General features: G+C 43.4%; 20 protein-coding genes. 16 read left to right on the top strand and 4 right to left on the bottom strand.

Annotated features, from left to right (window positions below; translation table 11 throughout):
* Nucleotides 1–3 precede the first annotated feature (3 nt).
* Nucleotides 4–225 (bottom strand): hypothetical protein, encoded by a 222-nt coding sequence (locus B9N78_RS05445; RefSeq protein ID WP_085099561.1) that lies wholly within the window; start codon nt 223–225, stop codon nt 4–6.
* A 127-nt stretch (nt 226–352) separates the two neighbouring features.
* Here B9N78_RS05445 and B9N78_RS05440 point away from each other — a divergent pair, with 127 nt between their 5' ends.
* Both B9N78_RS05440 and B9N78_RS05435 read left to right on the top strand, forming a co-directional pair.
* Entirely contained in the window at nt 353–1,078 is a 726-nt protein-coding gene (locus B9N78_RS05440) for a sulfite exporter TauE/SafE family protein (protein ID WP_085099558.1), read from the top strand.
* A gap of 25 nt (nt 1,079–1,103) precedes the next feature.
* Nucleotides 1,104–1,604, top strand: coding sequence for an FxsA family protein (locus tag B9N78_RS05435; protein ID WP_085099555.1), 501 nt, complete (start codon nt 1,104–1,106; stop codon nt 1,602–1,604).
* Between the two features lie 78 nt (nt 1,605–1,682).
* Here B9N78_RS05435 and B9N78_RS05430 read toward each other — a convergent pair whose 3' ends face one another.
* Both B9N78_RS05430 and B9N78_RS05425 read right to left on the bottom strand, forming a co-directional pair.
* Nucleotides 1,683–2,411, bottom strand: a complete 729-nt coding sequence (locus B9N78_RS05430; protein ID WP_085099552.1) for a septal ring lytic transglycosylase RlpA family protein — start codon at nt 2,409–2,411, stop codon at nt 1,683–1,685.
* A gap of 92 nt (nt 2,412–2,503) precedes the next feature.
* Complete coding sequence (locus tag B9N78_RS05425) at nt 2,504–2,812, bottom strand: hypothetical protein (protein WP_085101254.1); 309 nt, start codon at nt 2,810–2,812, stop codon at nt 2,504–2,506.
* Nucleotides 2,813–2,850: 38 nt separating this feature from the next.
* Between B9N78_RS05425 and rlmD the strand changes: the two genes are divergently transcribed.
* The 4 genes from rlmD to B9N78_RS05405 all read left to right on the top strand — a co-directional run bounded on the left by rlmD (nt 2,851) and on the right by B9N78_RS05405 (nt 10,262).
* On the top strand, nt 2,851–4,254 hold the full coding sequence (rlmD, locus tag B9N78_RS05420; RefSeq protein WP_085099549.1) for a 23S rRNA (uracil(1939)-C(5))-methyltransferase RlmD: 1,404 nt from the start codon (nt 2,851–2,853) through the stop codon (nt 4,252–4,254).
* A gap of 113 nt (nt 4,255–4,367) precedes the next feature.
* Nucleotides 4,368–8,279, top strand: a complete 3,912-nt coding sequence (locus tag B9N78_RS05415) for a class I adenylate cyclase (RefSeq protein WP_085099546.1) — start codon at nt 4,368–4,370, stop codon at nt 8,277–8,279.
* Nucleotides 8,280–8,355: 76 nt separating this feature from the next.
* The gene (locus B9N78_RS05410) at nt 8,356–9,600 is read left to right on the top strand and encodes an HD domain-containing protein (protein WP_085099543.1); all 1,245 of its coding nucleotides are present in this window, start codon (nt 8,356–8,358) and stop codon (nt 9,598–9,600) included.
* Nucleotides 9,601–9,776: 176 nt separating this feature from the next.
* Complete coding sequence (locus B9N78_RS05405; RefSeq protein WP_085099540.1) at nt 9,777–10,262, top strand: CBS domain-containing protein; 486 nt, start codon at nt 9,777–9,779, stop codon at nt 10,260–10,262.
* A 79-nt stretch (nt 10,263–10,341) separates the two neighbouring features.
* On the opposite strand, the gene B9N78_RS05400 is transcribed toward B9N78_RS05405, so the two are convergent.
* Nucleotides 10,342–11,355: an HD-GYP domain-containing protein gene (locus B9N78_RS05400; protein WP_085099538.1), complete on the bottom strand. Its 1,014-nt coding sequence runs from the start codon at nt 11,353–11,355 to the stop codon at nt 10,342–10,344.
* 426 nt (nt 11,356–11,781) lie between these two features.
* Here B9N78_RS05400 and mraZ point away from each other — a divergent pair, with 426 nt between their 5' ends.
* From mraZ to murG, 10 genes are all read left to right on the top strand, one after another.
* Nucleotides 11,782–12,231 carry a division/cell wall cluster transcriptional repressor MraZ gene (mraZ, locus tag B9N78_RS05395; RefSeq protein ID WP_085101251.1) on the top strand — a complete coding sequence of 150 codons (450 nt, stop codon included), beginning with the start codon at nt 11,782–11,784 and terminating at the stop codon, nt 12,229–12,231.
* A gap of 119 nt (nt 12,232–12,350) precedes the next feature.
* Nucleotides 12,351–13,325, top strand: a complete 975-nt coding sequence (rsmH, locus tag B9N78_RS05390; protein WP_085099535.1) for a 16S rRNA (cytosine(1402)-N(4))-methyltransferase RsmH — start codon at nt 12,351–12,353, stop codon at nt 13,323–13,325.
* Between the two features lie 7 nt (nt 13,326–13,332).
* Entirely contained in the window at nt 13,333–13,623 is a 291-nt protein-coding gene (locus B9N78_RS05385) for a hypothetical protein (RefSeq protein WP_085099532.1), read from the top strand.
* A 27-nt stretch (nt 13,624–13,650) separates the two neighbouring features.
* Nucleotides 13,651–15,597: a penicillin-binding transpeptidase domain-containing protein gene (locus tag B9N78_RS05380; RefSeq protein WP_085099529.1), complete on the top strand. Its 1,947-nt coding sequence runs from the start codon at nt 13,651–13,653 to the stop codon at nt 15,595–15,597.
* Nucleotides 15,598–15,608: 11 nt separating this feature from the next.
* The gene (locus tag B9N78_RS05375) at nt 15,609–17,066 is read left to right on the top strand and encodes a UDP-N-acetylmuramoyl-L-alanyl-D-glutamate--2,6-diaminopimelate ligase (RefSeq protein ID WP_085099526.1); all 1,458 of its coding nucleotides are present in this window, start codon (nt 15,609–15,611) and stop codon (nt 17,064–17,066) included.
* On the top strand, nt 17,063–18,454 hold the full coding sequence (locus tag B9N78_RS05370; RefSeq protein WP_085099523.1) for a UDP-N-acetylmuramoyl-tripeptide--D-alanyl-D-alanine ligase: 1,392 nt from the start codon (nt 17,063–17,065) through the stop codon (nt 18,452–18,454). The genes B9N78_RS05375 and B9N78_RS05370 overlap by 4 nt, the downstream gene beginning before the upstream one ends.
* On the top strand, nt 18,451–19,527 hold the full coding sequence (gene mraY, locus B9N78_RS05365) for a phospho-N-acetylmuramoyl-pentapeptide-transferase (protein WP_085099520.1): 1,077 nt from the start codon (nt 18,451–18,453) through the stop codon (nt 19,525–19,527). Before B9N78_RS05370 ends, mraY begins: the two co-directional genes overlap by 4 nt.
* Before the next feature lie 7 nt (nt 19,528–19,534).
* Entirely contained in the window at nt 19,535–20,839 is a 1,305-nt protein-coding gene (gene murD, locus B9N78_RS05360; protein ID WP_085099517.1) for a UDP-N-acetylmuramoyl-L-alanine--D-glutamate ligase, read from the top strand.
* Nucleotides 20,836–21,951 carry a putative lipid II flippase FtsW gene (ftsW, locus tag B9N78_RS05355; RefSeq protein ID WP_085099514.1) on the top strand — a complete coding sequence of 372 codons (1,116 nt, stop codon included), beginning with the start codon at nt 20,836–20,838 and terminating at the stop codon, nt 21,949–21,951. The genes murD and ftsW overlap by 4 nt, the downstream gene beginning before the upstream one ends.
* Nucleotides 21,948–23,033 (top strand): undecaprenyldiphospho-muramoylpentapeptide beta-N-acetylglucosaminyltransferase, encoded by a 1,086-nt coding sequence (gene murG / locus B9N78_RS05350; RefSeq protein WP_342743599.1) that lies wholly within the window; start codon nt 21,948–21,950, stop codon nt 23,031–23,033. Before ftsW ends, murG begins: the two co-directional genes overlap by 4 nt.
* Nucleotides 23,034–23,063 lie beyond the last annotated feature (30 nt).

Raw genomic sequence — 23,063 nt, 5'->3', positions numbered from 1 at the left:
TATTCAAGGGCCGGATTCTGTAAGGAATCCGGCCCTTACTTCGAGATCAACCACTATGAATAATAATGAACCAATTGTCTGCTGGGCCGACTGTTGAACAGGATTCATAGAGACGAGTTCGCGTCTCAAAGATCTTAATTCAGGTGAAACCTTATCCGTAGAAATAGCCCTGGGCCAGCGCAACAGAATCGACATTATCGCCGATGTCAAAAAAGCTAAAGTCATAAGCGAAACTTCCGTACACAACCATAAAACTCTTTTAGTACTTCGCAAATACTAGTCTCTTAAATCTCAACCAAATTTCGAACAGACTCGCCTCCCGCAGGCAGTTTTTTCACTCCATAGTATTTTTATGACACCATTTATCCTTGTTCCACTAATTTTCCTCAGCGCAGGATTTTTGCAAGGTTTAACAGGGTTCGGATCAGCAATGATCGCCATGCCCCTGCTTGCATTTGTCCTTGATATCAAAACAGCTGTGGCAGTCTGCACTTTGTGCGGAGTTATCATTAATCTTAAAATGGTTCTCAACCTGAGAGCAAAGATTGATCTTAAAAAAGTTCTTCCGCTAACCATAGGCAGTATTCCCGGAGCTATCTTCGGAACTATTGTTGTTAAACAAGTAAATTCTGATATTATTATGTTTTTACTCGGTGTACTCCTTACCGGATATGCTGCGTATTCCCTGCTTATTAAACCTGTAGTTCTAAAATTACATCCTTCATGGGGACTGCTTGGAGGGTTTTCAACTGGCTTTCTCACAGCCACAGTCAGTGCAGGCGGCCCTCCTGCCATTATTTATGCTGCGGTTATGGGTTGGGAAAAAGATGAGCTTAAATCAACTCTTGCCGGATTCTTTATAACCTCGGCAACTTTTGGAGCTGCGGGACACTTAATAAGCGGCATAACTACTTTTTATGTTTTTAAACTTTTTCTTGCTTCTCTTATTCCAGTACTGCTAGGCGTTTCCCTTGGGTATTCACTTGCAGGAAAAATTTCCGACGAACTATACAAAAGAATGGTTATGATTCTGCTTGTCTTCATGGGAATCATGCTTATTTTTGAAAGCATCGGATAAGATTTTTAAAGCACGGAGAAAATTAATGCTTGGCAAACTCTTTTTAGCCTTTGTTCTTGTTCCAATATTTGATTTATATCTTCTTGTTAAGATCGGCGGCGAACTAGGCACACTTAATACAGTTATGTTGGTTTTGCTTACAGCCTTTGTCGGAGCGGCACTTGCCCGTTCGCAAGGAATGGCTGCGATGCAGAAGGTTCGCGAGAACATGGATCAAGGCATAATGCCCGCCGAAGAAATTCTTGATGCAGTTATCATTTTTGCAGCAGGACTCACCCTGCTCACTCCCGGATTCATCACTGATACACTCGGACTGCTTCTGCTCTTCCCGCTGACACGCGGATATTTTAAACGGTGGTTACGCATTAAAATGGTAGACTGGAAAAAAAGTCCGAATGTACACATGACCTACCAGCACACAGAATTCAAAGCCTGGACCAATCAGGAACCTAGCTCGCAAAAAATCGAAAACGTGATTGATATTGAAGCTCACAGCCCTGACGATAAAGACAAACCTCTTCAATAAAAATTGACCTAAAAAAATCCCGCGTTCGAAAATTCGAACGCGGGATTTTTTCCGACTGTTAATCTGAAAATATAAATTTTAATACTGAATCACATCAGCAAGTATAAACGTTCCCGGAAACCCCGGACCTATTTTAAGATTGGCCTTACGTGCACTGGCAAGAGATTTATACATTCCAAGCTGAACCTTGAAGATTTGAGCACTGTCAGTCACAATCCGTACAATTCTGGCATTATGGAACCCGGCCTTTTCAAGCCGCTCAATGAGCCTGTCAGCATTTTCTTTAACCTTATATGCGCCGACTTGAATATAAAATGATCCGTAAAGTTTATGCTCAGCAGGCTTTGCAACAACTTCTACTTTCTCTTCAGGACGGTAAGGTTCAATACGTACATTCGCTTTGCCGACATCAGTAAAGCCCAGTTTATCTGCGGCAGCGCGTGAAAGATCAATTATACGGTCAGGCACAAACGGCCCTCTATCATTTATAGTGACATCAGCACTTTTTCCGGAATCTAAATTAGTCACAGTAACTTTTACGCCAAGCGGAAGATAATTATGAGCGGCTGTCAGCTTATCCATATCATACGGTTCGCCGCTTGCAGTGACTTTACCTTGAAATTCCTCACCATACCACGAAGCAACGCCCTCTTCCTTATAGTCTGCGGGAACAACTTGAACAGGAAATGCAGCACTTACAGTCGACGTTGCATTAACTTCAGTACTGTTTTCAGCCGCTTCTTCGGCGTAAGCTGTACTTGCAAAAATTAGGAACACAAACATCATTAAAAACGTTCTTTTAAACATAAAAATCTCCTGCCGTATGATATATATAAATCCAGTTACAACTCTGTTCCTCTATTCAGAATACGCTTTTTTTGCAAGTAAAGATCGATAATTTATAACTTCTTAATATCCCGTTCACGCATAGAATCGTCATATTTACCAAGTTCATACATTCTAATTTTATTACTGCGTGGAAATTCAACCTTAAAGAGATTTTTCAAGGTCTTGCGTATTTCTTTCAACGTTACAGTATGCTCAATCGACTCGTAACCCTCTTCATATATAATGAACTTCTCGCTCTGATAGTGTATAAGAAGCAGAGAACGGTTGCGTTTGTATGTTCGCAGGTCTATGCAGTGCCCTACAGGAAGCGTTTTTAACTTCCGCAGCACCGACTCGAGAGCGGTTGCTTTATCAATCATGAGCCAAAGATACAGCGGCTCAAGGAGAACTGTCAAATATGACTAATGAAAACAATGCCCTTGCAAAGGGCAGTACTATAGAAATTGAGATTGAGTCTTTAGCTTTCGGAGGCCAGGGCATTGCCCGCCATGAAGGATTGACTATTTTTGTTGATAACGCAGTGCCCGGACAGGTGCTGCGCTGCGAAATTACTAAGCTCAAAAAAAGATTTGCCTTCGCTAAACGGCTTGAAGTCATAACCCCATCGAAAGAAGAAGCCACTCCTTTTTGTGAACACTTCGGAATCTGCGGCGGATGCCTGCATCAGGACATTGCTTACGGTTCTCAAATTTACTGGAAAGGTCGGCAGGTCAGTGATACTTTGGCAAGAATAGGCAAAATAACGAAAGATACTGAAGGTATGGGTCAAGACACCATAGGTTCTCCTCTTCAGACCGGTTACCGCAATAGAATGGATTTTTCTTTTCAGGGATATGGAAAAGAGCTCTCTGTAGGATTTAAAAAACGCGGATCGGAAACCGAAGTTGTAAGCGTCAGCTCCTGCCCGCTCTTACCTGAGTCCTGCCGGAACATTCCGGCTTTAGTAGAAGAGTACTGCACTAAAAGCGAGTTCGGAACATTCAGACATGGCAAAGGTGGATATTGGCGTAAACTTGTTGTCCGCGTTTCTCACGATAGCGGCAAAATAATGATCCATGTGATCACCGCTCCTTCAAAAACTCACAGTCCCATCAAAGGACTTGAAGAACTTCTGTTTGCCAAGATTCCAAATCTTAAAACCTTTGCGCACTCAACCCGCATCGGCAGACCGGACATTGCCTCAGGTGAACGCCTTATTTCTCTGACCGGAGAACCGTTTATCACTGAAACTTTGAAAAAATCCGACGGCGGATCTGTCAGTTATAAAATCAGCCCCAACGCATTTTTCCAAACCAACTCCTCCGGAGCAGAAGTCCTCTTCCAAAGATGCTTAGATATTGCATCACCTGCTGCAACGGATGTTGTCTATGACCTGTTCTGCGGATCGGGCGGAATCGGCATGTTTATGGCGAGCAATGTAAAAAAAGTTATCGGGTTCGAAATTTCCAAGGAAACAGTCCTCTCTGCGCGAGAAAATGCCAAACTGAACGGAATTGAAAACAGCCAGTATATCACCGCCAACTTATCAAACGAAGGCGAAGTTCCAACAGAACTGCCGAAGCCGGATATAATTGTATTAGACCCTCCGCGAAGCGGTGTTCCGGCCCCTACTCTTGAACGTATACTATCATTGGCTCCTGAAAAGATTGTTTACGTATCCTGCAATCCGTCAACTCTCGCACGTGATGCAGAAAGACTGGAAGAAAAGTACACACTTACGAAGTTCAGCTCAGTAGATATGTTCCCGCACACTGCGCATATTGAATGTATTGCTTTGTTGACGAGACACAGTAAAAGCTGACACAATTCAAAAATATGGCAAAGGGTGACAGGGACTACTTCCATTTTTGAAAACGATAAATATATCCTCACGGAATCCTGAATAACTTCAGGGTTCCGTGATTATGAAAACTTATGGCTGAATCGGTAAATAATGAGAATCTGCTACGCGAATTACGACGCTTCAATCTTTACCAGCTTGAAGACAGACAACTATATGAACTGCGGTCCAAAATTGAATCAAGATTCCCATATCCGGCAGTAAATTCCAACCCCCAGCAAGATGCTAAATTTGCAGTACTTTTTTACGGTCTCGCCATCAAATCATTAGAGACTGAAGCAACTTCAACGCCGTCTACACCTTCTGCAAATAAATCAGACGATTCTGCTGTCTTCATATCGCTTGACGCGCTATCCAATCTGGATCTTTTAGGACATACGCTTGCCGCGGAAATACTTTCCAATAAGCTGATGCCCCTTTCAAAAGTCAAAGAATGGTTTAACAGACAAACACAAACATCCCATATTGCCATTGCCGACAGAATGATCGCTCTGGGCCATAAACTGCACCACGAGCGGGAAAACTTTGCCCGCACGATTATCTCTAAAGTTTCCGATTTCGAACCGGAAAAAGCGGTTTGCTTCTTCAAAGAAAATGGGACTAAAAAAGGACAGATGACCTTTTTCACTTTGGAAAAGTTCATGACAGGAAACTATGGGTCCAAATGCCGCAATGAATTTATCAATCCTGAATCTCTGGAAAAAATAAGTTATTTTTCAGAAACAGTCCCACCCTACCCGGAAATTGAACTTGTTACAGATGTGGCTCTGCATCTCAAATCCATGGACCCGCTGGTCATGGAAAAAGTTCTTTTTGCAATAAGTAAACTTGCAGAATCAATCGACCAGACACTTTTAAAAGAAATTATTCCGCTTGCAAAATCCCCGACTCTGTCTCTCGGCAAAGCCGCCATGGATATTATCGCTAAATTCGGGAAGCAAAAAAGCGGCGCAGCTTTCGCCGGACTTTTCAATCAAGCTCCTAAAATAAGAGCTGAGATAATCAATAGACTTCCCAGACTGGACAGCGATAATTTCACAAAATTCATGGCGAAAATTTCTCCACGCTTTCATACTCCTGTCATTTCGGCACTATTTTCCACTCTCTGCGAAGAAGACCCGCATTGTTTCGGACAAAGCATATCGGCAATGCGGAAAAGTTTTCGCAGTAACCCGGATAAAGAACTAAGCGAACTGATTGCAGATTCCGTCAGATTAGATACCCCTGCTACGCCGCCTAAACCTCCATCCCCCTCAGGGAGAAATGTTTCAGGAGTGGATTTTATTAAAATAGGCGCACCAATTGTATTAAATATTGAAAAAAAGCTGATGACTAAAGGCTTTAAAAGAATTTTCGGCAAAGAAATAGACGATTCGGATTCTTTACCGGATGTTTATTCAGATGCTCAAATTTCAAACCAGCGAGCCCACAAACTTAACCGGGTGAGAAGTCTAGCGCGAGATATAACTTTTCAATTTTGCTCATTCTCTGGTTCCGATTTTAGTGCATCAACTATGGAAAAATGTAAGTTTGTAGGGTGTAAATTTGAATCGACATCTTTTTCAAATGTAATACTGAAAGAATGCACCTTCAAAAACTGCACATTTTCTGGATGCTCATTCAGCAAAGCAATGCTTTATGATACTTCAATCATGCAGTGCTCAAGTGCAGCAACACACTTCGATACTGCGACATTTTTTCTATGCGCAATCAACAACAATAAATTCTCAGCCACCACCTTAGCAGGTGCTTATTTCTTCAGAACTCAGATAAAATCATGCACTTTCAATATTTCTGATTTTCGGGAAGCTGTTTTTTTCAGGGGAGCAATACATGGAGTTACCTTTAAAAACTCCGATTTTAAAAAGACTCTCTTCAACAACACTGAAGTAAGCAATATTTCATTAGTCAATTGTTCAATGGGAAAATGTCAGGCTGTTAATATTTCCACAGATGCTTCAGCTCTGCTGACCGCAATGAGAAAAACACTTAACGCACGCCTGACGGAAAGGGAACGGCTTAAGAAAAAACCGGCAGGTTTAAGCAAATTTGATGAGCCTTCACGTGAACTGATTTATAAAGCAATAAAAAGATGGTTCGCAGTAAAAGACATCGCCAGCAATTATGAAAAATTTGCAGAGAACAATGAACGGCGTGCAAGTTGGGCTGAAGAAAAATTAGACGCTAAGGCAAAAGATTTTTTCAAAATTCTGCCTGCGCTTATCCACACAGACAAATTTGAAAAAGGATTGAAATTAGCTTCTGCCCCGGTTCCTGCTCAAATTGCCGGATACACTCTGTCGCCTGAAGCAGCTTCTATTCTGGAGGAACTTTTTCCAAAAATTGAACAGGAATCCCCATCTGAAGGATTTATTCCTATCCTGACAATTCTTACAATAGGAAGTGTAGGAACAATAGCTCAAACTCCTGCATCAGATCTTGATTGCTGGGTATGTTGCGATTTCTCGCTCAGCTCAGCTGCAAACCGAGACCTTTTGAAAAACAAGCTGAATTTGATCGAAGAATGGGCCATGCACGAATTCTCAGTAGAAGTTCACTTTTTCCTGATGGATGTACAGGACGTGAAAGATAATAATTTTGGAATAAGTGACGCTGAAAGCTCCGGTTCCGCTCAGGGGGCTATTCTCAAAGAAGAATTCTATAGATCGGCCCTCCTTATCGCAGGCAAGCCACCACTTTGGTGGTTCACTCCTGCTAACGCAAACGACAAAATCTACCAGACCGCAAAGAAACGGGTTGCAGCATTGAAAGGACAAAACTTTGCTGTAGATCTGGGCAATGTTCCACGCATCCCGGGGGAAGAATTTTTTGGAGCATCACTCTGGCAGATTGTTAAAGGTGTTAAAAGTCCTTTCAAATCTATTATGAAATTCGGACTGCTTGAACGTTACACTTCAGGGACAAAAGCTCCCCTGCTGTGTGAGGCAATCAAGAAAAACATCCTTGAAGGGCGACGGGATTTACGCCATATCGACCCATATATGCTTATGTATCAAGAGCTTGCCTTTTTTTATAACAGCCAGAGTGAATTCAAAAATGCATGGCTTACAGGAATGGCTTTGCGGTTAAAGTGCGGGATGCTTGAAGGAAATAATACAGATAAAGTTCCTGAGCGTCCGGAAGAAAAAGAACTCAATGAATTTACCGCGAATATTTCTAAACAAAGTGCAGAGTCCAAAAAACAAACCGATGATAGCATTACAGATTTCAAATCAGTGCTTAATCTGGGTGAACAGATAAATCTTTTCATGATCAATACATATAAAAAAATCAGAAAAGAGCAGGATCGTTTTTCCGGAGTTTCCATCTCACCTGAAGATCTTACAAAACTCGGACGTAAGATTTCGGCAAACTACACAAAACGCCAATTCAAAGTGGCCAGACTTTGCCTGCCGGGTCCGAAAAAGCATTTTTTCAACAATATTATAGTATCCCGCCCCAACGCTAAAAAGTGGATCTTAAACGGTGAATCTCTTGATGAATCAGGTTCAAGAAATGTTATCACAGAAATTAAATCAAGTCCGACACTTTCGCCAATGCTTGTTTGGCTGGTGCTGAACAAATTATACGACAGCAGTATAAAAATTAAAATGGACCTTAGTGCCTCACCGGTAAGAGACCGTGATATACGCAGTTTATTTACAGAGCTGAAAAAATTTTTCCCGCCGAAAACGGTCTTTGATACACCTATCGAGGAGACCCTTAAACCCGAGCGCATTTTAAAAGCTTTTTTCATTGTTAATTTATCTGTTCCCAGAGAAACAGATACTGTTAAAAGAATAAGCCTTGTATACAACACCAACTGGGGTGAAGTATTCTGCAAACCTTTAAAAATCAGCCCTAAGTTAATTAAATCACCTGCGGCCTATCTCCTTAGCGAAATGAAAGAGATTTGCTCAGAAAAACCCGAAATGAAGCTGTTCATTCCGCAAAATTCAGAATGCCCGTTGTTAAATATTCTTTAAGAAAAAATTGATATGCTGACATCTTGAAATTAAACTAAAACAACATAACCTGATTTATTAATAAACGAGATATATTATGCCTAATATTCGAAAAAGTTTACTCCAACTCATTTTCTCCGGCTCGTTTATGAAACGCTGGAATGACAAACTACGCCCGATGGAACTGGTTGAAGTGGATAAACAGGCTCACAAAATGATCGCGGCATGGATTCTTTTCACGCTGAACAGTGAACACATGGATCCGCGCGAAAAAATTAAACTTGGGAATGAAATCGTTGAAGGCGGAATTTTCGAATATCTGTTCAGAATAGTTATCACCGACATTAAACCACCTGTTTTCTACCGAATTAAAGAGAATCCGGAGCATTATCGAAAATTGGCAGAATGGGTGCTCAAACAATTGCGCCCTCGCTTAATGCCTCTTGGGAATGAATTCTGGGACAGACTTAAAAAATTCCATTTAAATCCTGATGAAACCACTCTTTCTGCAAGAATTTTATCTGCTTCACACATGTACGCAAGCTATTCTGAGTTCAAACTCCTGAAACACCTGAATCAACCGGATGAGGAACTGATAGCCATAGAAGAAAATTTCAAATCACGCCTCAAGCGTCACTGCGACTTGAAAGGAGTTCAAGAGCTGCTCAACTCTGAAACTACCCCCTTAGGAAAATTCGCTGACCTCTGCGGGCGACTCAGATTTCAAACAAGATGGTCTCAAACACCTAGAATACCGGAAACGTCTGTCCTTGGTCATGTTTATATAGTTGCGACCTTTGCATGGTTTTTCAGTCTTGAAATCGGGGCCTGCCCTGCAAGACGGCAGAATAACTTCTTTGCAGGACTTTTTCATGATCTTCCGGAACTTCTTACGCGAGACATTATCTCCCCTGTAAAAAAAGCCGATCCTACCATCGGAGACTTGATCAAAGAGTATGAAGATCAGGAAGTTGAGACAAGAATTACTAAACCGCTTATCGATAATGGATATGAATCTATAGCTTTGAGACTGGGTTATTTCCTCGGATCAGATACAGGTTCAGAATTCCAATCCGCAGCGATAATCGACGGCTGTGCAAAAAAAGTCACTACAGAAGAACTGGATTCCCGTTACAATGACGATTGCTACGACCCCAGAGACGGTGAGCTTCTCAAACTCTGTGACCATCTGGCAGCTTTTCTGGAAGCATACAACTCTTTGCAAAACGGAATAACTTCTGCCCCTCTGCATCAGGCATATTGGAGAATAAGCCAGAGCTATATGGAAAATCCGGTGGTCGCTGGTATTCATGTAGGACCGCTGCTTGCAGATTTTGATTAAGATTATTAAATTCTGTAATAAAAAGATTTCTTTTATTATTTCTTGCTCTTTACGAGAATAGGAATGATATGCTTTAATTTACAGTTAACAGGGTAAGATAAATGAATGCTTGCCCATTTTTTCTGAACTATGTATATTTTTATATAAATAACAAATACTTTGTGAAGGAGATATTAATGCTGCTGCGAAAAAGAGCCTGGGATATGATGCACGAAGATTTTGCGACTGTTGATGAATCAGCAAGTCTTGCTGAAGCAATAAGACTTCTTCGAGACAGTATGAAAACCGCTCCTGATAATAATATTGTGGTGGTAAAGAAAAAAAATGGATCACTTAAAGGTGTCGCATCCATTTGGACCATGCTTAAAGCAGTTGAAGAAAAAGTCCTGAAAGATGAAGATTTGCGTCTGGACGAAAACACAGACTGGGATAGAGCCTTCAAAAGAGCAGGAACCGCTTGCAGTCACAGCTCGCTTGATGAGCACATTGAAACAGATATCCCGATTCTTAACCCGAGAGACCCAATGCTTGTTGTGCTGGAACTGTTCCGCAAAAAACATCGCTCATGGGCTTTGGTGCAGGAAGGCGGAAGTATCATAGGTGTTGTTCTGATCAGCGACGTGTACCGTGAACTGACCAGAGACCTAGTCACACAGTTTTAAAAATTTATCTTCCGCAAAATAAAAACAGCCCGCCAATCAATATAGCGGGCTGTTTTTTTATAAACATATTTTAACAAAACTATTTCTTTACAGTCAAAGCCCACGCTTGAATAAACTTGGTTATCTCAGGATCATATTTGGCATCTTGCGATATAAGTGAAGCTGCCGTAACAGGATCAATCGCCTCCGCATAAGGTCTTTCAGTAATCATGGCACAATACGAATCCACCGCTCCGCAAATCCGGCCAAGAGGGGTGATGTCTTTCCCTGATTTTTTCTGAGGATATCCTTTTCCGTTCAAACGTTCATGATGCTCAAGTACGCACGCTTCAACTTCCTTATATTTAAGGTCCAGCTTGCTGAGCATTTCATAACCGATAAGCGGATGTTTATCGACCTTGCTACGCTCATCAGTAGTCAGCGGTTTCGGTTTTTCGCGAATGAATGCAGGTATTTTTGTCATCCCCAGATCATGCAGAAACAGACCGGCTGTAAGCCGGTTAAAGTGATTTCTGGTAACTTCTTTTTTAGCAAAAGCATCAGCTTTGATCCTGCTGAAAATTGTAATACCAAGCACTCCGCAGTTAACACTGTGCTTGGCAAGAGAATGCTCTTTATGCAGCCTTTTCGCCAAAGCTTTGATTCTGTGGACATCATCCCAGAGATACTCTGTAAGCACCATCAAGTCTGACCACAGTTTTTCCATAACAGCGGCTATAGGCTGATCAAAAAATTCTGTCATACGCATGGTTAAGGCTTCAATAAAAATATCAGCAATTTCACTTTCTTTAAGATTGCGATCAATGAGAACCAAATCGAGCTGATAAGCTATATGTTTAACATAAACAGCATGATCCGCACGGGAAACAAATATTAACCCAGCCTGAACCAAACCGCCCAGTTCTTCAATACGTTCTTTTGTAAGCCGCTCACCGAGCTTGTAATAAGGAGCTATACGCCCGATATCTTCTTTAAAAAGAAAAAGATCCAAAGGAGGTCTAAACTTGTTAAAGCTTTGAATAATATCGGCTGTTATCTGATAAAATTCTTCATTCAACCCCTCAGGAACTGTTATTTTGCCTTTTGCATTCATATTGTAACACTCTCCAGAAGTGGGAAAACTATCCATAATAATTAAACCAGACTTTTGACTCAACCAATTTGATCAATTCCGACAGAAAGTTTTCCCCGAAAAAAAACAGTCAGTTCCAAAATTATTCACCTTATAGCAAAGGGCTATAGCATCCATACTCCAATTCGTGAAGAGCATCTCACTTAAGATGGCAATTTTTAGCTATTATTTTTTAAAAAAGAACTTTTTTTCCCCTCGCCAACATCATTTTTTAAAGTCCTTATATTTAAGCTGTTAAAACTCTAAAACAGGAATTAACTCCCGTATTCTGTACATTTTAGTACTCTCATTTTTTTAAAGAGGTCTTGACTTTTTACTATTTTTCACACACACGTGGAGAGACGGGGGGGATTGGTGGTAGAACTGTGTAGTTAAGTGGTAGGCGAAATGAAGTTTAGAAGTCACGCCCATCGAAGCATGGATGCCAAAGGCAGACTGATGCTGACACCAGAATTCCGGGATCAGGTTTATGCTGATTCTGCGGACGGCCTCGTGACGTTAACTATTTTTGAAGGCAACATTGTTGGCTTCACGCCTCCTGACTGGGCTATTCTTGAAGAGAATCTTGCTAAAATCAAGAACCCAAGCCGCAGCCTGAGGAATTTCATCCGCATTATCATTTCCGGTTCTGAAGAAGTTCACCTTGATAAACAAGGTCGAATTACCATTCCCTCACATTTGCGTAAAAGCGGAAAGCTGGACAAAGAAGTTGTTCTGGCTGGAGTCGGTGACAGATTTGAAATTTGGGATAAAAGAGCTTTTGAAGCTCTTCTTGAACAGGATTTCGATGATGTTTCCGAAGAATTATCTCAGAGCGGAGTAGAACTCCCGTTCTAGAGATTTGCTTCATCGCACCACGATTGCACATAGTTCTTATTTAATTTTGGAAACTTAATTTCCTTAAGCCACCAAAGATTTAGACCGTTCCCCCCAGAACTAAACTGAATCAGGATGTCATGGAAACAACGAATACAACCCCTGAAAAGGTTCACACATCTGTTCTTCTAAAAGAAGTCATTGACTGGATCGCTCCTAAACCCGGCGGTCTGTACCTTGACGGGACTTTAGGTATGGGCGGGCATTCCAGTGCTATTCTTGAAGCTGCCGGCGAAGGAGCTCAACTGATAGGGCTGGATAGAGACGAACAGGCGCTTGAACTTGCAAAGATGCGGCTGGCTCCTTTTGAAGACCGAGCTCACAGGTTTCATTTGGCTTTCAGTAAATTTGAAGAAGCTCTTGATGAAATGGGCTGGGATAAAATTGATGGAGTAATTCTGGATCTCGGAGTTTCTTCCTTGCACCTTGACCGTGCTGAAAGAGGTTTCAGTTTTGCTAAAGACGGACCACTTGATATGCGAATGGACCCTTCAGGCGGAATGCCTCCGGCTTCAAGCATAGTGAATAAAGCGTCATATTCTGACCTCGTCAGAATAATTAAACTGTACGGAGAAGAACCTCTGGGCTCAAAAATAGCCAGTGCTATCATTAAAGCAAGGGATGAAAAAAAGATAACAACAACTCTGGAACTGGCTGCGATAATATCCAAAACATATCCGGCGAAACGGAGAGCTTTATCCAGAACACATCCGGCAACAAAAACATTTCAGGGTTTACGCATTGCGGTCAATTCAGAGCTTGAAGAACTTAAAAACTTTCTGCACAGAATTCCCGAAAAGCTTAATCCAGGAGCCAGAGTCGCGGTTATTTCCTTTCATTCACTGGAAGACAGAATAGTTAAAAGATCTTTTATAGACGAATCCAAAGAATGCGACTGCCCTCCTATGCAGCCGTCATGCACCTGCGGAAACAAGCAAAGACTGAAGGTGCTGACAAAAAAACCGATTCTTCCCACTGAAGAAGAAATGGAAATCAACCCACGCAGTCGCAGCGCAAAACTCCGAGTGGCTGAAAGGTCGCAGGGAAAAAAGTGATTACGGCATGAAGAATGACTCAAAAAGCATAGCTTTAGCCATAACCGCAACAATGATTTCAGCTCTTATTTTAGGACTGATATCCGTTTGGCTCAATATAGAGCGAGTCGATAAGGCATATTATTTACGGCGAATGGAAAAAAGACTTAATGAGCAGGAAGCTCTCGAGGGGAAATTGGAAGTTGAAAAAAACAACCTGCTTTCCCCGATAAGATTAAGACAACTAGCTAAACAATATGGATTCGGACCAGCCTCACAGGGACAGATTAGAAGACCGCGTGAGGAAACGAAGCCGTAGTAACAACAAGAAACAGGAGCCTGCACCGTGGCAAAAAGGAAAAAAGAAAGCTTGGAGTCGAGCAAGAATAAATTGCTCTTCGTCATGATTCTTTTCGCCATTTTGTGGACAAGCCTCCTCGGTAGAGCCGCATGGTTGCAGCTTTATAAAGGGGCGGACCTTTCACGCCTTGCACTACGCCAGCATCTGGCTGCGGAACTTGAACGTGGAGAGCGCGGCTCTATTTTTGATAGAAACGGCAACCTGCTTGCGACAAGTGTAGAAGCGTCTTCACTTTATATCCGCCCTGTAAAAGTCACCGATGTTGAAGGAACAGCTGCAAAGCTTTCAAATATACTAGGAATTTCGAGATCAAAACTCAGAAAAGATCTCTCTAAGAAGGCGAATTTTATTTGGATTAAGAGACAGCTTGACGACCGGACAGCTAATAAAATTAAAGAAGCCGACTTACCGGGGGTTTACCTGACGACTGAATTTGTGAGGCTGTACCCGAACAAGCATCTGGCAGGACAGCTGCTGGGCTTTGCCGGAATTGACGGAAAAGGTCTTGAAGGCATTGAAAAAGAATTCAATGAACGGTTAGCAGGACGCAAGGCGCAATTTGTTGTTCAAAGGGATGCATCAGGACGCAGACTTTACCTTGATGCTATGGGGCATGAAGTTGATGTCCGGGGAAAAGACGTACATCTGACGATTGATTCCCACCTGCAATCAATCGCTGAAAATGCATTGGTTGATGCTATAAAGAAATTTGAGGCGAAGTGGGGAGCTGCTGTTATTGTGGAAGTTGCAACAGGGGACGTTTTAGCTCTTGCCAACTGCCCGAGATTCAACCCGAATATTTTCCGCACAAGTTCTCCTAAAATTTGGAGAGACCGGGCGGCTCTTGATGTGATTGAGCCCGGTTCTACTATGAAACCTTTTTTGGTCGCCGCAGCCTTAGAAAGCGGAGTTGTAACCCCTGAAAAACTCTTCGACTGTGAAAACGGAAGATGGAAATTAAACGGTAAATATATCAATGATACACATAAATGCGGCTGGCTTCCGGTGCATAAAATTATCAGATATTCTAGCAACATCGGGGCCGCAAAGATAGGGCTTGAACTAGGAGTTCAGAACTACCACAAATATCTGACGGATCTCGGATTCGGAAGCAAAACAGGACTTCCTATCCCCGGAGACAGAGTCGGAGCAATCCGCCCTGCCGCCGAATGGAACGAAATTGACCTTGCCGCAGCATCATTCGGGCAAGGTATCGGCGTTACAGCTCTGCAAATGGCAAAAGCCTACTTATGCATTGCTAATAAAGGAGTTTCGAAACCATTACGACTGGTTAAATTACCTAAGTCAAAAGACGAAGAAACACCTAAAAGAATTTTCAGCGAAAAAGTAGCAGAAAAAGTTCTCTCCATGATGCGCGAAGTTGTTCAGGAAGATGGAACCGGAACCAATGCACGGATAAACGGCATCACTGTTGCCGGAAAAACCGGAACTGCGCAGAAGGCAGGAAAAGGCGGATACGGCGACAATTATATGGGCTCATTTGTAGGCATGGTTCCGGGATTTAATCCTGAATACATTGTCCTTGTCTGGATAGATGAGCCTGAGCTCAATCATTACGGGTCAAAGGTTGCCGCTCCTGCCGTTAAAACGATAATGACCGAGGCTCTTGCCTACTATGGCAAATTACCGGAAAAACAGAACTCGACACCTATTATGGAAGCAAATGTTGAGGCGTATTCCGAAATGCCCAAGAAAGCTGTGAAACTGAACTCGACAATGAGTGAACCTTCCAGCGATATCGTTCCTGATGTAACAGGAATGCCGATTCGCAGAGCTGTAGAAATAATGGTGAAGAAAGGATTTATTCCCAAACTGAAAGGTCAGGGAATGACTATAATTAAACAGGTTCCTCCTGCAGGCGATAAATGGCCTGAAGAAAAGAACGCAGAAATAGTTCTCTGGTTATCATAAGAAAGGCAAATATGTCAGACAGTACTATGGACATAACAAAATGGAACAGACTCCTCGAAAAAGTTAAAGAGGGGCTCATGGTTCGCACAGATTCGCGGGAAGTTGAACCCGGCGATGTTTTTGTCGCGATTTCCGGACCGCTCCGCGATGGAACGGACTTTGTTCCGCAAGCCCTTAAAAACGGGGCCGCATATATCGTTTGTGCCTCTCATCTTTCGACTGGTTCAGCAGAATTAATTCTTCACTCTGACCCACGCGAAGCATTGGTGGACCTTGCTAAAGCATATTTCAAAACTGACAAATCAACTGTTAAGATCATTGGAATTACCGGAACAAACGGCAAAACGACCACATCTTACCTGATCGAACAACTGCTCACAGGCGCAGGAATGAAAGTAGGAGTCCTCGGAACCGTCAGCTACCGCTGGCCCGGATTCGAAATGGACGCTCCTCTCACAACTCCTGGATGCTGGCAGCTGCATGAAATGCTCGCACAGATGAACAAGGCAAATGTTGATGTCATGGTCATGGAAGTATCATCACATGCCCTTCACCAGAAACGTGTTGCAGGTATTGATTTTGACGCCGCAGTTCTGACGAATGTCACTCAGGACCACTTAGATTACCACGGCAACATGGAAGCATACTTTGAAGCAAAATCAATGCTGTTCAAATACTACCCGCTCACCGGGAAGCGTGGAATCATAAATTTCAATGATCCTTACGGCAGAAGACTTCTTAAGTCTTACTCACCTTCAATAGGATTCGGACTTGGAGCTTCTGACGAACTTACTTGCGACAAACTTTGCGGTGAAATGATTTCATGCACCGGCAAGGGAATGTTCCTTAAAATGACGTTCGGAGAAGACTCATGGGAAATTGATACCGACTTTATCGGTAAACATAACGGGTCAAATCTACTCGCAGCACAGGCTGTAGGGTTGCACTTAGGGCTTACTCCGGCCCAGCTCAAAGCAACAACTTTTCACGGTGTTCCCGGAAGGCTTGAAAGAGTCAGAAATGATCATGGATTCGATATTTTTGTGGATTACGCCCACACTCCTGATGCTCTTGAGAATGTTCTTTCCACATTAAAGGGGCTGAATTTCAAACGGGTCATCACTGTATTCGGCTGCGGCGGAGACCGGGACAAGACAAAACGTCCACTTATGGCCGCAGCAGCATGCAAATATTCAGATGTAGCTGTTTTGACATCAGACAATCCAAGGACCGAAGATCCCCTTGAAATCATCAATGATGTCCGCGTCGGCATGACGCAATGCCCTATGACTATTGAAGAACCGGATAGAGCTTTAGCAATCCGCAAAGCGGTAAAAGAAATGAAATCTGGTGATGTTCTTTTGATCGCAGGTAAAGGACACGAAACGTACCAGATTATCGGAACTAAAAAACGCGACTTCAGCGACGCGCTTGAAGTAACTTCGGCAATCAAGGAGATATACGGTTGAAACTAACCTTATGTGAACTTGAAAAACAGCTCAAAGGGGGAAGTGACATCCCTTGCGCAGCAGACACCGAAGTCACAGCCGTGCGGATAGACAGCAGGCTGGTACGCAAAGGTGATGTATTCTTCTGCATAGAAGGATCAAATTACGACGGCCACAATTTTGCGGAAGCCGCCCTTAAGGCCGGTGCTGCCGCGGTCGTTGTTTCAAAACATCTGCGAAATCTTGATGATAAACCGGTCATCATGGTTAGAAACACAATAGAAGCATTGGGTAAACTGGCTGCGTACTGGCGCACTAAGTCGAAAGCAAAAATGATTGCGGTTACCGGTTCTGCCGGGAAAACCACCGTTAAAGAGATGCTGGCTCATGTTATTGCCGGAAGATACTCGGTTCACAAAAATTTTATGAACCTGAACAACCAGATAGGACTCCCGATGTCCATGCTGGAAGCTACCGGTGAAGAAGATTTCTGGGTAATGGAACTCGGAATAAGCCTTCTCGGAGATATGGAAGAACTCGGACCTGTGGCAATGCCGGACATGGCAATTATCCACAATATAGGACCTGCTCATCTTGAAGGTTTAGGCTCGATGGAGAACATTGCCACCAGCAAGGCTTCACTTTTCAAATATCTGCAACCGGATGGCAAAGGACTTTGCTGTAAGGATCATACTCTGCTCTGGAACGCAGCCGCTGATATCATTGAACCCGTTCCTTTCTCTTCGCAGGATAAGAACGCACTTTATTACAGTGAACTGCTCGAGACTCTGCCTGACGGCACAGGTCGTTTTCTTATTAAGGCAGGAGATGAAACAGCTGAAACAATTTTGCCGACTTGCGGTTCACATTTTGCGGAAAACGCCGCAGCTGTTACATGCGCGGCCTCGCTTCTGGGATTCGGACTGCAAGAGATTGCTGACAGATTAAAAACAATACAGCTTCCGAAGCAAAGATTTCACTGTCACGCTTACGGTAAATGGACTCTTATAGACGATTCCTACAATGCGAATCCTCTTTCCATGAGCAAAGCTATTGATACTGCAAAAAAAATTGCAGGGGAAAGATCTTTGATTCTGGTGCTAGGAGATATGCTTGAACTAGGTGCAGATGCAACACGGGCTCATCGTGAACTCGGCAAAAAAATTGCCGCAATCGATCCGGCTGCTACATTTTATTTCGGTGAACATTACGAGGATGTGGCTTCATCCACTAACGGATCAACTTTGGTTCCGGTAAACAAGCCTTCAGAATTTCTGACTGGAATACATGAACTAGGATTAAACAATGCGGTGGTTCTTTTTAAAGGGTCAAGATCCTGCCGCATGGAAAATTACTTCCACGCACTTAATAATGAGGTCACAGGGGAGACCGGAGGAAACAAAGCATGATTTATCATTTTCTAGTCCCCCTGAGCGCGCAACTCGGTGCTTTGAATGTTTTCAGATACATAACATTCAGATCAATTTATGCCCTGCTTACAGCACTGATAATTACTATTGTTCTCGGCCCTGCCATGATGCGCTGGCTGCAAAAAATAAAATGCGGTCAATATATTCAGGAAGACGGCCCAAAGCATCAGTGCAAAGCCGGAACTCCGACTATGGGCGGACTCCTTTTAGGCTTCGGCGTATTAATTTCCACCCTTTTGTGGGCTGATCTTTCTAATATATATGTATGGCTTACAATCTTTGTATTCGTAGGATTCGGAGCCGTAGGCTTTGTTGATGACTACATCAAGGTAGTAAGGAAACATAACAAAGGACTTTCAGCCCTTGCAAAGCTTACCGGACAGTTGATCGTTGCAGGAATAGCCGTTTCATTGCTGATTATGCAGCCTGCGTATTCCACAGAGCTTGCTGTTCCGTTCTTTAAAAACATCAGCCCCGATTTGGGCTGGTTTTACCTGCCTTTCGCATTGCTGGTACTGATCGGTTCTTCGAACGGTGTTAATCTCACAGACGGACTGGACGGACTCGCAATCGGACCTTCCATTGTCGGAACGAGCTGCTTTGCATTTTTCATCTATGTTGCAGGACATGTGGGAATAGCAAACTACCTGAACGTTACCCATGTTCCCGGAGTGGGAGAAGTAACTGTCTTCTGTGGAGCTTTAGTGGGAGCAGGACTCGGATTCCTCTGGTACAACGCTTATCCTGCCCAGATTTTTATGGGTGATGTGGGATCACTCAGCATCGGCGGAGTTTTGGGATTTATCGCGGTGTTAGCAAAACAGGAACTTTTGCTGACCATCGTAGGCGGAGTATTTGTTTTCGAAACGCTCTCCGTAATTCTTCAGGTAGGATATTTTAAATTCAGCGGAGGTAAACGGATTTTCCGCATGGCCCCGCTTCATCATCATTTCGAGCACAAAGGAATTCCTGAATCAAAGATTGTTATAAGATTCTGGATACTTTCAGTATTAATGGCCTTAATGGCCTTAAGCACCCTGAAACTCAGGTAGATATAAAATGGATAGCGAATTCGTCAAACAGGTCACAAAGACCCGCATGTTTACTAACCGACTGGCAGTAGTTGCCGGAGCCGGACGCTCAGGTATTGCCGCAGCAAAGCTGCTGTATGCCCTCGGTGCTGTTGTGCGCATTGTTGATGAAAATATTAATGTTACTGAAGATATTCTGCAGGGACTCGGAAAGCATGCACAGCTGATGACAGGTCCTGCATGCCCTGAACAGTTCGCAGATGCCGAAGTTATCGTTATCAGCCCCGGTGTTCCTGTCAGCAAAATCAGGCCGATGCTTGGTGAAATATCAGAAAGAAAGATCATTTCTGAACTCGAACTGGCTTCATGGTTTGCAGACGAGACCAAGATTGCAATTACGGGAACAAACGGCAAAACAACGACAACAGCTCTGATAACACACATACTTGAACAGTCAGGTAAAACTGTATTTGCCGGCGCAAACTACGGTCCGCCTCTTTCAGAATACATTCTGGATAAAGGGCAGTGTGATGTTCTGGTTCTTGAAGTTTCCAGCTTTCAATTACAGAACTGTCACCTTTTCAGACCTGACATTGCTATTTTGCTGAATATTTCCGCGAACCATCTGGATTACCATCTGGATATGGATGAATACGTTGCTGCCAAACTTAAAATTTTCGCGCGCCAGACACCTGAAAATTTAGCAATACTTCCAGCTTCAATGCGCGACGAACTTAATCCGGCTGAATTTACAAAAGCCGAAACTAAATGGTTTGACGGTAACGCTATTAAAGAACAGCCGAATCTTCCCGGTGTTCATAACCGTTCCAATATTGAAGCGGCGTGGCTTGCACTTGAAAAATTCGGAATATCCAGAGACGAATTTCAGGCAGGGCTTGATACCTTCAAAGGAAAACCTCACCGCATTGAAAATATCGGATCTGTAGGCGGAGTAACTTTTATTGACGACTCTAAAGGAACTAATCTGGATGCTGTCGTAGCAGCACTGGGAAGCTTTAACGGCCCCATCAGACTGTTGCTAGGAGGCGTGTTCAAAGGCGGAAATGTTGCAGGAATGATTCCTGCAATGAAAGGAAAAGTTGCTGAAATAGCATTATTCGGAGCTGGACGGGAACATTTTGAAGGACCTCTGGCAAATGACTTTAAAATTTCGTGGCACGATAATTTAGAAAAAGCTGTCCGCACCCTTTTCGCGAACTCTGCCGCAGGGGAAACAATCCTGCTTTCTCCCGGAACAGCAAGTTTTGACGCATACAAAGGATACGCCGCACGAGGCGATGATTTCAAAAGGATTATGGAGGATTTGTCTTGAATAAAAAGAAGACACTTTCCGATAAACCGGAACGGCCGGACTATTGGCTCTTAGGCGCAGCTCTTTTGCTTGCGTGCTTCGGACTCATGATGGTTCTGTCTGCCAGCGGAATTATGGCTGAACGGTTTTTCGATGATAAGTACCTGTTTTTCAAAAAACAGGCTGTCTTCCTTGCGATCGGCGTTTTCTTGATGTTCATAAGCTCAAAACTGCCTAAATCCTTTTTTTACAACTTGGTTTATGTCTGGCTTATGGTGGCCTTCGCACTCTTATTTCTATGCGACTTCACACCACTCTCGATAGCAGCAGGCGGGGCCAGACGCTGGATAGCCATGGGACCGCTGCGTATTCAGCCGCTTGAGTTCTGTAAACCTGCGCTTATTTTATATCTTGCATACTTTTTCTCGCGCAAGCAGGAAATGATCAAGTCATTCAGTATAGGATTTCTGCCTCCTTTCGCTATTACCGGCGCACTGTGCCTGCTTCTTATGCTGCAGCCGGATTTCGGCGGAGCAGTTTTTCTGGCCATGATTTTATTTTTTATGAGCTTAGTCGGCGGAACACGTATTTCATATCTGCTGACCTCGCTCCTTTTCGCTGGCGGGGCAGGATATCTGCTGATTACCAGTTCGCCATACAGATTAAAGCGTATGACTGCGTTCATGGACCCGTTTAAAAGTGCTCAGAATGAAGGTTACCAGTTGGTTCAGTCTCTGTATGCCTTTGGCTCCGGAAATATTTTCGGACAGGGACTTGGAAATGGAAAACAAAAACTTTTCTTTCTCCCTGAAGCCCATAACGACTTCATTATGGCTGTAGTAGGCGAAGAACTTGGATTTGTCGGCGTTGCAATTGTATTTCTGGTTATAGCTTTTATCCTTTGGCGCGGATTCAAAATAGCTTTGCTGCAGGAAAACCTTCAAGACAGGTTCACAGCTTACGGCATGACTATCATGCTTGCTATCGGCTTTACGCTTAATCTGGCTGTTGTCATGGGAACTGTACCTCCAAAGGGAGTACCGATGCCTTTCGTAAGCTATGGCGGATCGAACATGCTTATCTCGTGCATCTGCATCGGCATACTTCTCAACCTTTCGAGGGGGAAAGTATGATTAAGCGTATAGTAATCACTACCGGCGGAACAGGCGGACACGTTTTTCCGGCTTTAGCTGTAGCAGATAAAATTCAGGAAAAATTTCCTCAGTGTGAAATTTTATTTCTCGGCGGCAAAGGCGCGGAAAAGGACATGGTTAAACGCGCCGGACTTCAGTTTATAGGCCTTCCGGCCAGAGGTGTTCTGGGCGGCGGGTTCAAAAGAATTTTCGGTTCATTCTGGATAATCAAAGCGTTTGTTCTTTCATTGAAAGAGTTGATCGGCTTTAAGCCGGACGCCGTCATCGGTTTCGGTGGATACGCAGGTTTTTGTCCTGTGTTTGCAGCATGGATACTTGGAATACCTACAGCAATACATGAGCAGAACAGTGTTCCGGGGATTAGCAACAGAATACTAGGCAAAATTTCAAAGATGGTATTCACATCTTTTGAAGATACTAACGGTGCTTTTCCAGCAGATAAGATTGAAGTTGTCGGGAATCCGGTCCGCAAAGAGATCATTGATTTCGGCGGCAAAGCAAAAGACAAAAGCATACTTATCTTCGGTGGAAGTCAAGGCGCAGCAGCAATCAACAGTGCCATAATTGAAGCACTGCCTGTGCTGAAAGGCGCAGGCATAAGTCTTAGGCATCAAACAGGTAAAGACGATTTTGAAAGAGTTAAAGCTGAATATAAAAAAGCGGGTGTCAACTCGATGGGGGTGTCACCGTTCATCCATGACATGTCCGCGGCATATTCAGACGCTCAGCTTGTAATCTGCAGAGCAGGAGCCTCTACAGTTTTTGAAATAGCGGCAGCAGGAAAACCGGCGATTTTCATCCCGTTTCCACATGCAACACATGACCACCAGACAGGCAATGCAATGTGTCTGGAAAAACTCGGTGCTGCAAAAGTAATTCCGCAAGACAAATTGACCGGCAAAGTGCTGGCAAATGAAATTTTAAAACTGATATCAGATCAGGACGCGCTTCAAGAGATGGGCAAACAGGCCCTCAAATTTGCACGTCCGGATGCAGCCGCCGCAATAGTGGACGGCCTTGAAATAATTATTCGAATGAAAACGGTGAGAGGTTTGGCATGATCGCAGCAGAAGGACCTAACGTACCAGCAC

The sequence above is a fragment of the Desulfovibrio gilichinskyi genome, from assembly GCF_900177375.1.
Classification (GTDB): domain Bacteria; phylum Desulfobacterota; class Desulfovibrionia; order Desulfovibrionales; family Desulfovibrionaceae; genus Maridesulfovibrio; species Maridesulfovibrio gilichinskyi.
This window is presented reverse-complemented; position numbering and strand designations above follow the sequence as displayed.